At 73.6% G+C, this 14,410-nt stretch carries 12 protein-coding genes; 6 read left to right on the top strand and 6 right to left on the bottom strand.

The annotated features are described in order from the left end of the window. Positions 1-127: 127 nt before the first annotated feature. Entirely contained in the window at positions 128-1,168 is a 1,041-nt protein-coding gene (gene glpX / locus ACWD4U_RS12680; RefSeq protein ID WP_363451794.1) for a class II fructose-bisphosphatase, read from the top strand. Positions 1,169-1,241: 73 nt separating this feature from the next. On the opposite strand, the gene ACWD4U_RS12685 is transcribed toward glpX, so the two are convergent. Continuing rightward, on the bottom strand, positions 1,242-1,604 hold the full coding sequence (locus ACWD4U_RS12685; protein ID WP_449787179.1) for a WhiB family transcriptional regulator: 363 nt from the start codon (positions 1,602-1,604) through the stop codon (positions 1,242-1,244). A 252-nt stretch (positions 1,605-1,856) separates the two neighbouring features. Beyond that, positions 1,857-2,564, bottom strand: coding sequence for a DUF1707 SHOCT-like domain-containing protein (locus tag ACWD4U_RS12690; RefSeq protein ID WP_363451796.1), 708 nt, complete (start codon positions 2,562-2,564; stop codon positions 1,857-1,859). Positions 2,565-2,727: 163 nt separating this feature from the next. Between ACWD4U_RS12690 and ACWD4U_RS12695 the strand changes: the two genes are divergently transcribed. Beyond that, positions 2,728-4,389 carry a fumarate hydratase gene (locus ACWD4U_RS12695; RefSeq protein ID WP_363451798.1) on the top strand — a complete coding sequence of 554 codons (1,662 nt, stop codon included), beginning with the start codon at positions 2,728-2,730 and terminating at the stop codon, positions 4,387-4,389. A gap of 59 nt (positions 4,390-4,448) precedes the next feature. Here ACWD4U_RS12695 and ACWD4U_RS12700 read toward each other — a convergent pair whose 3' ends face one another. Further along, on the bottom strand, positions 4,449-4,667 hold the full coding sequence (locus ACWD4U_RS12700; RefSeq protein WP_363451800.1) for a hypothetical protein: 219 nt from the start codon (positions 4,665-4,667) through the stop codon (positions 4,449-4,451). Positions 4,668-4,878: 211 nt separating this feature from the next. On the opposite strand from ACWD4U_RS12700, the gene ACWD4U_RS12705 reads away from it, so the two are divergent. The 3 genes from ACWD4U_RS12705 to ACWD4U_RS12715 all read left to right on the top strand — a co-directional run bounded on the left by ACWD4U_RS12705 (position 4,879) and on the right by ACWD4U_RS12715 (position 10,801). Continuing rightward, positions 4,879-7,848: an AfsR/SARP family transcriptional regulator gene (locus tag ACWD4U_RS12705; RefSeq protein WP_363451802.1), complete on the top strand. Its 2,970-nt coding sequence runs from the start codon at positions 4,879-4,881 to the stop codon at positions 7,846-7,848. 475 nt (positions 7,849-8,323) lie between these two features. Next, complete coding sequence (locus ACWD4U_RS12710; RefSeq protein WP_449787186.1) at positions 8,324-9,004, top strand: class I SAM-dependent methyltransferase; 681 nt, start codon at positions 8,324-8,326, stop codon at positions 9,002-9,004. Between the two features lie 48 nt (positions 9,005-9,052). Continuing rightward, entirely contained in the window at positions 9,053-10,801 is a 1,749-nt protein-coding gene (locus ACWD4U_RS12715) for an ATP-binding SpoIIE family protein phosphatase (protein ID WP_363451806.1), read from the top strand. A 7-nt stretch (positions 10,802-10,808) separates the two neighbouring features. Here ACWD4U_RS12715 and ACWD4U_RS12720 read toward each other — a convergent pair whose 3' ends face one another. The 3 genes from ACWD4U_RS12720 to ACWD4U_RS12730 all read right to left on the bottom strand — a co-directional run bounded on the left by ACWD4U_RS12720 (position 10,809) and on the right by ACWD4U_RS12730 (position 13,688). After that, the gene (locus tag ACWD4U_RS12720) at positions 10,809-11,534 is read right to left on the bottom strand and encodes an HNH endonuclease (RefSeq protein WP_363451808.1); all 726 of its coding nucleotides are present in this window, start codon (positions 11,532-11,534) and stop codon (positions 10,809-10,811) included. Continuing rightward, positions 11,531-12,535 (bottom strand): AAA family ATPase, encoded by a 1,005-nt coding sequence (locus ACWD4U_RS12725; RefSeq protein ID WP_449787180.1) that lies wholly within the window; start codon positions 12,533-12,535, stop codon positions 11,531-11,533. Before ACWD4U_RS12725 ends, ACWD4U_RS12720 begins: the two co-directional genes overlap by 4 nt. 211 nt (positions 12,536-12,746) lie before the next feature. After that, positions 12,747-13,688: a LysR substrate-binding domain-containing protein gene (locus ACWD4U_RS12730; RefSeq protein WP_363451812.1), complete on the bottom strand. Its 942-nt coding sequence runs from the start codon at positions 13,686-13,688 to the stop codon at positions 12,747-12,749. 168 nt (positions 13,689-13,856) lie between these two features. Between ACWD4U_RS12730 and ACWD4U_RS12735 the strand changes: the two genes are divergently transcribed. Next, positions 13,857-14,408: a peroxiredoxin gene (locus ACWD4U_RS12735; RefSeq protein ID WP_363451814.1), complete on the top strand. Its 552-nt coding sequence runs from the start codon at positions 13,857-13,859 to the stop codon at positions 14,406-14,408. Positions 14,409-14,410: the final 2 nt, after the last annotated feature.

The following is a 14,410-nucleotide window of genomic DNA, read 5'->3' on the forward strand; positions in this document are numbered from 1 at the left end:
TGCGCCGGGGAGTGCGCCACAGACGCCGGTCCCACGTGCGGATACGATCGCAGCACCCTCAACGCAGCGTTCCTGCCAGGCAGTGGCCGGGCGCTCACTGGCCGTCGCGTACAGAGAGGTCACGACGATGACCACGCAGTACCCGCATGCACTTCCCCGCGCTCTGGAGGTCGCCCCGGAGGCCCCCGACCGCAACCTCGCCCTCGAACTGGTCCGGGTCACCGAAGCCGCGGCGATGGCCGCCGGCCGCTGGGTCGGCCGCGGCGACAAGAACGGCGCCGACGGCGCGGCCGTCAAGGCCATGCGCACCCTCGTCTCGACCGTCTCGATGAACGGCGTCGTCGTCATCGGCGAGGGCGAGAAGGACGAGGCCCCGATGCTCTACAACGGCGAGCGGGTCGGCGACGGCACCGGCGCCGAGTGCGACGTCGCGGTCGACCCGGTCGACGGGACCACGCTGACCGCGAAGGGCATGAACAACGCCGTCGCGGTGCTGGCGGTCGCCGACCGCGGCACCATGTTCGACCCCAGCGCGGTCTTCTACATGGACAAGCTGGTCTGCGGCCCCGAGGCCGCCGACTACGTGGACATCACCGCCCCCGCCGCGGTCAACATCCGCCGGGTCGCCAAGGCCAAGGGCTCCGCCGTCGAGGACGTCACCGTGGTGGTGCTCGACCGGCCCCGCCACGACGACCTGGTCCGGGAGATCCGCGAGGCCGGCGCCCGGATCAAGTTCATCTCCGACGGCGACGTCGCCGGCGCCATCATGGCCGCCCGCGAGGGCACCGGCATCGACCTGCTGATGGGTGTCGGCGGCACCCCGGAGGGCATCATCGCGGCCTGCGCGATGAAGTGCATGGGCGGCGTCATCCAGGGCCGGCTGTGGCCCAAGGACGCGGCGGAGCGGCAGAAGGCGCTCGACGCCGGCCACGACCTGGACCGGGTGCTCAGCACGGACGACCTGGTCAGCGGCGAGAACGTGTTCTTCGTCGCCACCGGCATCACCGACGGCGAGTTGCTGCGCGGCGTCCACTACCGCCAGGAGACCGCGACCACCTCGTCGCTGGTCATGCGCTCGAAGAGCGGAACGATTCGGCAGATCGACTCCACCCACAAGCTGGCGAAGCTGCGGGCCTACAGCGCGATCGACTTCGACCGGGCGAACTGACGCTCCGCGAGCGGACGACGGCGGACGACAGGGGCGCCGGGGGACCTCCCCCGGCGCCCCTGTCGTCGTCCTGTCAGCCGGCTATCCGGGTGCTCAGCCTCCGCGCGTCGCGGATCTCCGCCTCGCGGCGGCGCCTCCTGGCGAGGACGACGCGGCGTTCGGCGGCGGTCAGGCCGCCCCAGACGCCGTACGGCTCGGGTTGGGCGAGGGCGTGCTCGCGGCACTCCAGCAGGACCGGACAGCGGGCGCACACCCGCTTGGCCTGCTCCTCGCGGGACAACCGGGCGGCCGTCGGCTCCTTGGAGGGCGCGAAGAACAGCCCGGCCTCGTCGCTGCGGCAGGCGGCGCCGGTGTGCCAGGGGCTGTCGTCCAGGTCGGGCGGCGCCGCCGGGCGGCGGGCGGCGGCTGGTGCGCTGGACTCGATCGGATGCAGCACGGTTACTCCTGACCAGGCTCACGGCTCGGGGATGGGTCGCCTCCTGCCCGACTGCCCCGTGCTCCCGCCGTGGCACCGTCGCCGACCCGCGGGGTCACAGCCGTACAGGAGTGATGTGCGATTGGAACTACCCCGCCACTCACCGATTCATGCACACCGCACGCATCCGGCTACAGCCTGCACTCGAGGCAACAACGAGTGCCGCGAAGCGAGTTGACGCTCCGTCGGAACACCGCTGGTCAGCCCGGCCGGTCAGCCCTCCAGCTGTCGGCGGACCCACTCGCGGAGCTTCTTGCCGCGGGCCGGCTTGGCCTCGACGCCGCCGAAGACCGCGGCGCCCTTGAGCCGCACCACCGGGGCGTACGGGTCGGCGGCGGTCTGCTCGCGGACCTCGAAGCCGCCGAAGATCCCGGTGCCGCTCCCGTGCAGGCTGACGTTCTCGGGGACCTTGATCTCCACGCCGCCGAAGACCGCGACCACCTCGATCACCACCTCGGGCGACTCGAACACCGCGTCGCTGAGGTCGATCTCCACGCCGCCGAAGACCGCGACGGCCTTCAGGTGGGACCCGACCCGCCAGCGGCCCTTGCGGGTGGCGCCGCCGAACACCGCGACCATGGTGGGCGCTTCGGCCCGGGCCGGGGGCAGCGGCGGCCGCGGGGCGGCGGCCGGGGCCTCCAGCGGGGGCTTGGTCAGGTCGTGCCGGACCGCGCCGGGGTGGTTCGGCAGGTCGCGGGTGAGCGGCTCCAACTCGCCGAAGGTGCGGGCGGTGTAGGCCGCCTCGATGCGTTCGGCGTGCTCGTCGACGGTGAGCCGGCCCTCGGCGTAGGCGTCGCGCAGCAGGTCGGCGACACGCTCGCGGTCGGCGTCCGAGGCCCGCAGCTCGGCGGCCGGGGCGGGGTGGTTCGGCTTCGGCGCGGGCTGCTGGCCCTGCGGGTGCTGCGCGGGAGAGTTGTCCACGTCACAAGCCTAGCGAGCACGCCCGCCGCCCGAACGATGGTTCGACGCAAAGCGCGTGACCCCCGTCACGCAGGCTTACCTGCCCGCCGGGGCCGCTCCCGCAGCGCCTACCCTGGACGGTGCCTCGTCGACGAAGCCGAAGAAAGAACTGAGGATCTTCCCCATGGCTCCAGAGTTCGCCTACAGCGACCTGCTCCCGCTCGGTGCGGACACCACGCCGTACCGCAAGCTCACCTCCGAGGGCGTCTCCACCTTCGAGGCCGGCGGACGCACCTTCCTGCAGGTCGAGCCGGAGGCGCTGCGGCTGCTCACCGCCGAGGCGATGCACGACATCTCGCACTACCTGCGCCCGGCCCACCTGGCCCAGCTGCGCCGCATCCTGGACGACCCGGAGTCCAGCCCGAACGACCGCTTCGTGGCGCTGGACCTGCTGAAGAACGTCAACATCTCGGCCGGCGGCATCCTGCCGATGTGCCAGGACACCGGCACCGCGATCGTGATGGGCAAGCGCGGGCAGAACGTGCTGACCCCGGGCGCCGACGAGTCCGCCATCGCGCGCGGCGTGTACGACGCGTACACCAAGCTGAACCTGCGCTACTCGCAGATGGCGCCGGTGACCATGTGGGACGAGAAGAACACCGGCAACAACCTGCCGGCCCAGATCGAGCTGTACGCCACCGACGGGGACGCCTACAAGTTCCTGTTCATGGCGAAGGGCGGCGGCTCGGCGAACAAGTCGTACCTGTACCAGGAGACCAAGGCGATCCTCAACGAGTCGTCGATGCTCTCCTTCCTGGAGCAGAAGATCCGCTCGCTGGGCACCGCGGCCTGCCCGCCGTACCACCTGGCGATCGTGGTCGGCGGCACCAGCGCGGAGTTCGCGCTGAAGACCGCCAAGTACGCCTCCGCGCACTACCTGGACAACCTGCCGACCGGCGGCGACGCGAGGACCGGGCACGGCTTCCGCGACCTGGAGCTGGAGCAGAAGGTCTTCGAGCTGACCCAGAAGATCGGCATCGGCGCCCAGTTCGGCGGCAAGTACTTCTGCCACGACGTCCGGGTGATCCGCCTGCCCCGGCACGGCGCCTCGCTGCCGGTCGCGATGGCGGTCTCCTGCTCGGCCGACCGCCAGGCGCTCGGCAAGATCACCGCCGAGGGCGTCTTCCTGGAGCAGCTGGAGACCGACCCGGCGAAGTACCTGCCGGAGACCACCGACGAGCACCTCGACGACGACGTGGTCCGGGTCGACCTGAACCGCCCGATGGCCGAGGTCCGCGCCGAGCTCTCCAAGTACCCGGTGAAGACCCGGCTCTCGCTCACCGGGACCCTGGTGGTGGCCCGCGACATCGCGCACGCCAAGATCAAGGAGCGCCTGGACGCGGGCGAGGGCATGCCGCAGTACATGAAGGACCACCCGGTGTACTACGCGGGCCCGGCCAAGACCCCCGAGGGCTTCGCCTCCGGCTCCTTCGGCCCGACCACGGCCGGCCGGATGGACTCCTACGTCGACCAGTTCCAGGCGGCCGGCGGCTCGATGGTGATGCTGGCCAAGGGCAACCGCTCCAAGCAGGTCACCAAGGCCTGCAACGAGCACGGCGGCTTCTACCTGGGCTCGATCGGCGGCCCGGCGGCCCGGCTCGCCCAGGACTGCATCAAGAAGGTCGAGGTGCTGGAGTACCCCGAGCTCGGCATGGAGGCGGTCTGGCGGATCGAGGTCGAGGACTTCCCGGCGTTCATCGTGGTGGACGACAAGGGCAACGACTTCTTCGCCGAGGTGACCGACGGCCCGCTGATCACCAACCTGCGGGTCCGCTCGGCGCAGTGACGCCCTGACGGCGAAAGCCCCGGCCCGCAAGCGGACCGGGGCTTTTCGGCCACCGGAGATCAGGGGCAGTTGGTGACGGTGCCGAGCGGCTCGAAGGTCTCGTCGGTCTTCTTGTCGCCGGTGACCGGGAGCTCCGTCTCGGGGGCGGCCGGCTGCTCGGCCAGCACCTCCAGGGCGTGCTCGATCGCGTTCGGGTCGGCCGGGGCGGCGGTGTGCTCGACCGGGGCCGGGGTCGCCTCGGCGGCCACGGGAACGGGCGTGGTGGTGTCGTCGGCCATGGGGTGGGCCGCCTTTCCATTCAAGGGCGTGGAACGCCCGGAAGGCTGTCCCCGGGCGCGCGGACAGTATCCTAGGCACCGCTAAATGTCTTATAAACGTCCCACCGCGCACCCGCTTGGTGGATGTTTGCGCGCTTCCTCATAAGCTGACGCCCCCACACGACCGGTGTCAGAGTGGGAAGCAGACGGTTCATCGGCCACAGGGGAGGACATGGAGCTACAAGGGACGCGCTCCGCCGACGCGCTGCGCTTCCAAGTGCTCGGCCCTGTCCAGGCGTGGCGTGGTGACGCACAGTTGGCTCTCGGCTCGCCCCAGCAACAGGCGGTACTGGTCGCCCTGTTGCTCAGCGAGGGCCGTCCGGTGACCACCGACGACCTGGTGGACGGCATCTGGGGCGAACGGACGCCGCCGCAGGCGGTCGCCGCACTGCGCACCTACATCTCCCGGCTCCGGTCCGTCCTGGAGCCGAACCGGGCCAGCCGCCGGCCCTCCGAGGTCCTGGTCTCGGTCAGCGACGGCTACGCCCTGCGGATCCCGGCCGACGCCCTGGACCTCGCGGTCTTCGAACAGCAGGTCGCCGACGCGGCGAACGCCCGCACCGAGGGGGACTTCCGGGCCGCCCACGACGGGCTGGTGTCCGCGCTGGCCCGCTGGAGCGGCCGTCCGCTGCCCGGGGTGCCCGGGCCGTACGCGGAGGCCCAGCGCGGCCGGCTGACGGAGCGCCAGCTCGCGGTCGCCGAGGAGCGCTGCGCCATGGCGCTGGAGATCGGCCTGCACGCCGAGGTGGTCGCCGAGCTCAACTCGCTCTCGGCCGCCTACCCGCTGCGCGAAGGGCTGCGCGAGCTGCTGATGCTGGCGCTGTACCGCAGCGGCCGGCAGGCCGAGTCGCTGGGCGTCTACGCGGACACCCGCAAGCTGCTGATCGAGGAGCTCGGCGTGGAGCCGGGCAGCGGGCTGGCGGCGATGCACGCCCGCATCCTGGCCGGCGACCCCGAGCTGATGGCCGCCCTGGCGACCCCGGCGAAGGCCGTCGCCGAGGACGCCACCCCGTTCCTTCCGCCCGCCCAACTCCCGGCCGACGTCTCGGACTTCAGCGGACGCTCGAAGGTGGTCAGCGAGCTGCGCGACGTGCTGAGGGCGGGATCCGGCCAAGCCGTCGTGGTGACCTCGCTGGCCGGAATCGGCGGGGTCGGCAAGACCACCCTGGCGGTGCACGTGGCGCACAGCCTGCGGCCGGACTTCCCGGACGGCCAGCTCTACGTCGACCTGCGCGGCGCCGGCGCCTCGCCGGCCGACCCGGCGGTCGTGCTCGGCGACTTCCTGCACGCCCTGGGCACCTCCGACGCCCCGGACTCGCTGGAGCAGCGCGCGGCGCTGTACCGCTCGCTGCTCGCCGACAAGCGGATGCTGATCCTGCTCGACAACGCCCGGGACGCCCAGCAGTTGACGCCGCTGATCCCCGGAGTGTCGGGCAACGCCGTGATGGTCACCAGCCGCTCCCGGCTGGCCGAGATCCCCGGCGCGCACCTGGTGGACATCGAGGAGCTGACGCCCGAGGAGGCGCTGGCGCTGTTCTCGGCGATCGTCGGGGTCGAGCGGGTGGCGGCCGAACCGGAGGCGGCACTTGCGGTGGTGACCTCGTGCGGGTTCCTGCCGCTGGCGGTGCGCATCGCCGCGGCGCGGCTGGCCAGCCGGCCGCGCTGGAGCGTGTCGGACCTCGCCCGGCGGTTAGCGGACCAGCGCAACCGGCTCCAGGAGCTCCAGCTCGGCAACCTCGCCGTGGAGACCACCCTGGGACTCGGTTACGCGCAGCTGCGGCCGCAGGAGGCCCGGGCGTTCCGGCTGCTGTCGGTGGTGGACTCCCCCGACCTGCCGCTGACCGCCGTCGCCGCCCTGCTCGGCACCGCCGAACAGGAGGCCGAGGACCTCGCCGAGGCCCTGGTCGAGGCGAACATGCTGGAGTGCTTCACCCCTGGCCGCTACCGCTACCACGACCTGCTGCGGCTGTACGCCCAGCGGCAGAACGCCAAGCTCGGCGACGTCGGCGAGCAGCAGGCCGCCCTGCTGCGGCTGCTCGACGTGCTGCTGGCCACCATGCAGAACGCCGCCCAGGTGATCGAGCCCGACGACATGCTGACCGAGACGCTGCACCGCACCCGCTCGGCCGGGGTGTCCTTCCCGGACAGCGACGGCGCGCGCGGCTGGCTCCGCTCGGAGAACGCGGTGCTGCTGAGCAGCGTCGAGGCCGCCGCGGGCGCGCCGCTGGACGTGCTGCGCCCGGCGGTGGACCTGGTCCTGCTGCTGTCCGCGCTGGTCGAGGACCCGACCCTGGCGCCGCGGATCCACCGGATGGTGCGGGCGGCCGCGGTCAACGCCACCGCCCAGCAGGACACCGCCACCCTCGCCCGGGTGCACCACGCGCTGGGCCAGATCCACCGGGTGGAGGGCGACCTGGCGGGCGCCGAGGCGGCGCTGCGCGAGAGCCTCGCCCTGCAGCCGGCCGAGCAGCCCACCCTGCTGTGCATCTCGACCGCGAACGCCCTGGCGATCGTCCTGATCATGGCCGGCCGGCCGGCCGAGGCGCTGCCGTTCTACCAGCAGGCGCACGCGATGAGCCGCAGCGTCGGCGCGACGATCAGCGAGGCCCGGCTGCTCGCCAACATGGCGCGCGCGTACGTCGGCCTGGACCGGCACGAGGAGGCGGTCGGTGCCGCCCGCGAGGCGGTGACGGCGGCCCGGGCGTCCGGCAACGCGCCGTGCCTGGCGGACACGCTCTACCAGTTGGGCGTGGTGCTGCGCTCGACCGGGTCACCGGGCGAGGCGGCGGTCCACCTGCGGGAGGCGCACCAGCTGTACCGGGCGCAGCAGCATCCGATCTGGGAGGGCTACTCGCTGGCGCGGCTGGCGGCGTGCCTGCTGGCGGACGGTCAGTTCGCGCAGGCGGCCGAGGCGGCCGAGGAGTCCCTGTCGATCGCCCAGGAGATCGAGGCCGCGTACTGCCAGGGCATGGCCAACGCGGCGCTGGGCGAGGCGCTCCTGAAGTCGGGGCAGCCCGCGCGCGGGCTGGCGTGTCTTCAGGAGGCGCTTGCGGTGTTCACGCGGCTCGGTGTGCCCGAGGCCCTCCCCGTACAGGGCCTCATCGAGCAGCACACCGAGCCCTCCCTTCCCCCTGCGCCTTAGCACCCGTTCCCCCCCAGGTCCCCCCCGAGCCGGGTGCCGTTCCCCCGGGAGCGTCAGCGTCCCCGCAGCCCCCCGGCTGCGGGAACGCTTTGACGCTTCCCCGGCGCTGAGAAGACTGTGACAGGCGGCGATTGACGTTCGATAAACGCAGGCGCGGGGACCGTTGATCCGACGAGACGGCTGGTCAGGGGGGATGGCGGGGCCGCGCCATGCGGCGTGCGGGAGGGTGGCGCGCTACCCGGCGGGCACCGGTGTGCTTCGCCTGGCGGGCGATATTCGCCCAACCGACCACGGGTTGACCGGAAACGGACTCCACCGTGCGGTGATCGCGTTTATCCTCGAAGGCCAGGGTCGGGAGCGGAGAACGGGCCACGACGGGTAGGGCAGGACAGCGCGCGGGAGAGGTGCCTAGGTCATCGTGACGGACGAACAGACTTCAGACCCCGCCGCCGCCGACCCGGCGTCCGCGGCGGCGGTGCGGCGGGCGGCACGCGGTCGCCAGGCCGCCGCGTTCGATGCCATCGGCCCTCGCTACCAAGAGGTGTTTCCGGCCAGGTCGGGCCAACTGGAGTGCGGTGACTGGCTGCTGGCCGAGCTGCCGGCCGGTGCCCGGGTGCTGGACGTCGGCTGCGGGGCGGGCGAACCGACCGCCCGGCAGCTCGCCGAGGGCGGGCTGCGGGTGACCGGCGTCGACCTCTCCGAGGGCATGCTGGCGCAGGCCCGGGCGGCCGCGCCGACCGCGGACTTCCACCGGCTGGACATCGTCGACCTGGCTACCGAACGCGCCGGATCCGCTTGGGGCGTACCGGAGTTGGGTCCGTCCGGGGCGGGAACACTGGACGCCGCCGCGGCGTTCTTCTCCTTGCTGATGCTGCCCCGCGCGGAGATCGCCGAGGTGCTCGGCGGGGTACGCGAACTGCTGCGCCCGGGCGGCCTGTTGGCCGTCGGCATGGTGGAGGCGGACCTGGACGACGCGCCGCTGCCGTTCCTGGACCAGGAGGTCCGGGTGACCGGCTACCTGCGCGAGGAGCTGGCCGGGCTGCTGGAGCACCGCGGGTTCGCGGTGGAACGGGTGGACGGCCGGTCGTACGCCCCGGCGGGCAGTGCGGTGCCGCCGGAGACCCAGCTGTTCCTGCGCTGTCGCCGCACCGGCTGACCGGCCGTCACCAGCCCTCCTAGCCTTCGTCTGCAGATCGGGCAGCCCGTGCGCGACCACTTGGAGTCCCTGGCGGGGCAGCCGCCCGCCGTCCCCGTCCAGCGGCACCCGCCGCCCGGGCGGGCGACCCCGCGTGCCGACGGACCGCCGCAGCTGGCGGAGCGGCTGGCGTACCTGGACGCCGCGGCGCGGCAGATCAACGACTCGCTGGACTTACGCGCCACCCTGCGCGACCTCGGCCGGGTGCTGGTGCCCACGCTGGCGGACGCCCTGGCGGTGTTCGTCCGCGACCCGCTGCCGGACGTCGAACGCGACCCGGGACGGCCCGCGGCCCTGCGGGTGCTGCACACCCGGGGCACCCGGCTGGGCCGGGGCTCCGGGGCGCGCCCGGTGCTTCCCGGCGGGGCGCTGGAGCAGGCCCTGGAGCGGCGGGTCGCGGCCGGGCCGGTGGTGCTGGACGCCGCCGCGGCGACGGCCCGGCACGGTCTGCTCGCCGAACTGCTGGGCACCAGGACGCTGGGCCGACTGGCGGCGGGCACGGCGCTGCTGGCGCTGCCGCTGCACGGGCGTCAGGCGGTGCTGGGGATGCTGCTGCTGATCCGCCGTCCGGTGGCCGGCCGCCCGGCCGCCTTCGACCCGGCGGACACCGCGACCGCCGCCCACCTGGCCACCCACGCCGGTCTGGCCGCCGACACCGCGCTGCGCTACACCCGCGAGTGGGAGATCGCCGACGAGCTGCAGCGCTCGATGCTGCCCGCGCACCTGCCGCAGCCGCACGGGGTGCGCCTGGCCCACCGCTACCTGCCGGGCGAGCGCGGCGCGCAGGTCGGCGGCGACTGGTACGACTCGATCCCGCTGCCGGGCAACCGGGTGGCGCTGATCGTCGGCGACGTGATGGGCCACTCGCTGACCTCGGCCGCCGTGATGGGCCAGCTGCGCACCAGCGCGCAGACCCTGGCCGGCCTCGACCTGCCGCCGCACGAGGTGCTGTACCACCTCGACGAGCAGGCCCAACGCCTGGGCCGCGAGCACCACTTGGCGACCTGTGTGTACGCGGTGTACGACCCGATCACCAACCGGGTGGTGATCGCCAACGCCGGGCACGTCCCGCCGGTGCTGGTCGGCCCGGACGGCGAGAGCCGGCTGCTGGAGCTGCCGCCCGGCGCGCCGATCGGCGTCGGCGGGGTGGACTTCTCCTCGGTGGAGCTGCCCGCGCCGCCCGGCTCGGCGATGCTGCTGTTCACCGACGGCCTGGTGGAGACCCGCCGTCGCCCGCTCGGCACCGGCCTGGACCTGCTGCGCGACCGCCTCGCCGGCGCGCACCGGCTGACCCCCGACCAGCTCTGCCAGGAGGCGCTGCGGATCCTGCCGGCCGGCGACCGGGCCGACGACATCGCGCTGCTGGCCGCCGCCTTCGACGGCATCCCGGCCGAGGACGTCGCCTACTGGTACCTCCAGCCCCGGCACGAGACCCCCGGCCGGGCGCGCCGCCTGGCCGGCCACGCGCTGCGCCGCTGGGGCCTGGAACACCTGTCCGAGAGCTGCGAGTTGATGGTCTCCGAACTGGTCACCAACGCGATCCAGCACGCCACCCGCCCGGTCACCCTGCGGCTGGTGCGCACCACCGTGCTGCGCTGCGAGGTCGGCGACGACTCGGCAGCGCTGCCCCGCACCCGCCGGGCCGGCCCGGAGGAGGAGCGCGGGCGCGGCCTGCAGATAGTGGCCAGGTGCGCGGACCGCTGGGGCGCGACCCGGCTGGGCGCGGGCAAGGTGGTCTGGTTCGAGCAGCGGATCTGACGTCGGGTCAGGCCTTGAACCTCTCGCCGTTCGCGATGAGTTCGTCGAGCGCGGCGAGCACCGGCTCGCCGAGCACCACGGCGGCCAGCGGGGGGATCCGGCGCAGCCCCAGCACGGTGCGCAGCACGTCGGCGTGGTGGAGTTCGCGCAGCGCCGCCGCGTACTCGGCGGCCTCGGCCGGCTCGGCGCCGCGCCAGGTCAGCAGCAGCGCCTTGACCACGGCGAACATCATCCGCCGGCCGCGGACCAGTTCGGGCCGCTCGTTGAGGCCGAACACCTCGATGGTGGCCTCGCCCTTGGCGGTCAGCGGGTCGTACTCGCCGGATTCCAGGTAGAGCCGCAGGTGGTCGGCGGGGTCCTCGCGGCAGGGGTCGACCAGCAGGTGGTCGCCGGTGGCCGGGTCGCGCGGGAAGCGGTCGCGCTTGCGGTTGCTGTTGCAGTGCGCGCAGGCCAGCAGGTGGTTCTGCCAGTCGAAGGTGCGCAGCGGCGCCTGGGCGATCGGCTCGAAGTGGTCGATGTCGGTGCCCAGGTTGTCCCCGCAGTACATGCACCGTTCCAGGCCGGGCGCCATCTGCCGCAGCAGCAGCCGGAGTTGGGCCTTGGGGCGGACGGCCTTGCGCCAGGCGGCGCGGCCGGAGGCGGTGTTCGGCCCGGCGGCGCGTATCCCGGCGGTGGCGCGGTCGAGTTCGGCGGCCAGCCTCGGCTGCAGCGGCGGCCGCTGGAGCGGGATCACCGGTCCCGGCCGAGCAGCCGCGCGGTGACCTCGTCGACCCGGGCGGTCAGCGAGCTGTTCAGCTTGGCGCCGAGCTCCCGGTACGCGGCCACCTCCGCGTCGGTGGCCTGTCCCGCGTACATCTTGCGCTCCAGCCGCACCAGCAGCCGCCGTTCGGCCTCGGCGGCCGGAGAGTAGGCGCTGGGCAGCCCGAACAGCTCGGACAGCGCGGTGTCGTCCCCGCTGCCGTACAGCACCCGCTGGTGCAGTTCCTCGTCGAGGCGGTACGGCGCCCGGTCCTCCGCCGGGTCGGGCAGGTGCACCAGCGCGCCCGGGTCGGCGGCCTGGCAGACGTACGGGCTGTGGGTGGCCACCACGAACTGGGCCTGCGGGAAGTGCTCGGTCAGCCACGGCCCGATCCGCTGCTGCCACGCCGGGTGCAGCTGCCGGTCCACGTCGTCGAGCAGTACCGGGCCGGGGCGGTGGTCCGCGGCGACGGCGCTGACCAGCCGGGCGAGCGCGGCGATGCCGTCGCCGAGCTCGTCCAGCGGGACCTCCAGGCCGCCGCGGGCCACGTACTGCCGCTCCGGGTCGGTGACCCGCCAGCCGTTGGGCAGCACCTCGCCGTCCAGCAGCTCCGCGGCGAGCCGCACCTGCGGGCCGTCGCCGCGGCCGACGTACCGGGCCCGGGCCCGGGCGGGCGGGTCGCCGATCCGCCAGCGCGGGGCCGGTTCCGCCTCCACCCACGCCTCCCGGTAGCCGTCCGCGAGCCAGCGCTCCTCCGGGCCCGCCTCCACCGCGCCGAGCGCCATCCCCACGGCCCGCAGCAGGGTGCTCTTCCCGCTCCCGTTCGGCCCCGCCAGCACCGTCCAGCCGGGCCCGTCGGGGATCGCCAGATCCACCTCGCGCGGCCCGCCGAAGCACTTCATTCCGGACACCCTGATCCGCGACACGTACACGTCCCACCCCCTCCTCCGAGCTGCCGAGACGGTTATGCCCCGCCCCGCCGGAGCGTCATGCATCCGGCCAGGTGGCGATCCGGCGAACCGTCACCCAACCGGCCCACCCGGAACCACGTCGGCCGGCCCCGCTCCGCGCGCCGACGGTCCGTCAGGCGGCGCGCGCCACCGGCCCGGCGCCCACTCCGCCCGATACCCGGGAACCCGCTCCGCGCCGGCGGGAGACGACCCGTCATGTCCTCCCTGCCGAACGGCCGTCGCGCAGCGACTCCCGTCAGGCGGTGATCCGGACCGGGAGTCCCGCCAGGGCCTGGCGCAGGGCGGTGGCGAAGCGGTCGTACTCGGGGGTGCGGGCGGAGCCCGGGCGGTGGGCGAGGCCGATGCGGCGGCCGGGGGTGGGGTGGGCGAAGCGGACCGCGGCGAGGCGGTCGGTGCGCCCGGCCTCGACGTCGAGCGCGGTGGCGGGCAGCAGGGTGACGCCGAGGCCGCCCGCGACCAGCTGGACCAGGGTGGACAGGCCCGCCGCGCGGGTGGTGCCGCCGGCCGTCTCGGCGCCCGCCTCCCGGCAGATGTCGAGCGCCTGGTCGCGCAGGCAGTGGCCCTCCTCCAGCAGCAGCACGTCCAGGTCGAGCAGCACGTCCCGGGGCACGTCGATCCGCCCGGCGAGCTCGTGCTCGGGCGGCACCACCAGGACGAAGTCCTCGTCGAACAGCGGGAGTTCGCGCACCGGCGCGGCCCCGCCCGCGGGCAGGGCGAGCAGCAGCAGGTCCAGCCGTCCGACGGCCAGCCCCTCCAGCAGCGACGGGGTGCGCTCCTCGTGGACGTGCAGTTCCAGCTCCGGGTAGGAGTCGCGGACCAGCCGCAGCACGGCCGGCAGCAGGTAGGGCGCGACGGTGGGGATCACGCCGAGGTGCAGCGGGCCGGTGAACGGGCGGCGGGCGGCCTCCACCTCCTCGGTCAGCGCGTGCAGCGAGGCCAGCACCCGGCGTGAGTGCGCGGCGACCCGCTCCCCGAGCGGGGTGATCACCACCCGCCGGGTGGTGCGCTCCACCAGCTGCGCGCCGAGCGTCTCCTCCAGCGCGGCCACCGCCCCGGACAGCGCGGGCTGGCTGGTGCCGATCGCGGCGGCGGCCTCCCGGAAGTGCCGGTGCTCGGCGACCGCGGCGAACGCCCGCAGCTGGGCGACGGTGGGGGTGCGGGGGGTGGTGCTCTTCACGGGTCGCTCTCTGCCGGCCGGACGGGTGCTCCTCCCAGTCTGCCGCACTGATCGGACTTGCCTATCAGGTCGCACGCCGGAGCCGATTTCACTGATCAGTGCGCCTGTGCCAGGGTGGGTGTGTCCGCAATCCGGACAACCCTCATCTCAGACCCTGGAGAAGCGAACGTGCTGACCATCGGTGACAAGTTCCCCGAGTTCGAGCTGAACGCCTGCGTGGACCTCGACGCCGCGACCGCGTTCGCCGAGATCAACCACAAGTCCTACGAGGGCAAGTGGAAGGTCGTCTTCTTCTGGCCGATGGACTTCACCTTCGTCTGCCCGACCGAGATCGCCGCCTTCGGCAAGCTGAACGACGAGTTCGCCGACCGCGACGCCCAGATCCTCGGCGTCTCCGGCGACTCCGAGTACGTCCACCACGCCTGGCGCAAGGACCACAAGGACCTGCGCGACCTGCCGTTCCCGATGCTCGCCGACGTCAAGCACGAGCTGATGCGGGACTGCGGCGTCGAGGGCGCGGACGGCACCGCCCAGCGCGCCGTCTTCATCGTGGACCCGAACAACGAGATCCAGTTCGTCATGGTGACCGCCGGCTCGGTCGGCCGTAACCCCAAGGAGGTCCTGCGGGTGCTCGACGCCCTGCAGACCGACGAGCTGTGCCCGTGCAACTGGACCAAGGGCGAGGACACCCTCGACGCGCAGGCCCTGCTGGCCGGCTGACC

This window comes from Kitasatospora sp. NPDC002522 (genome assembly GCF_053595195.1).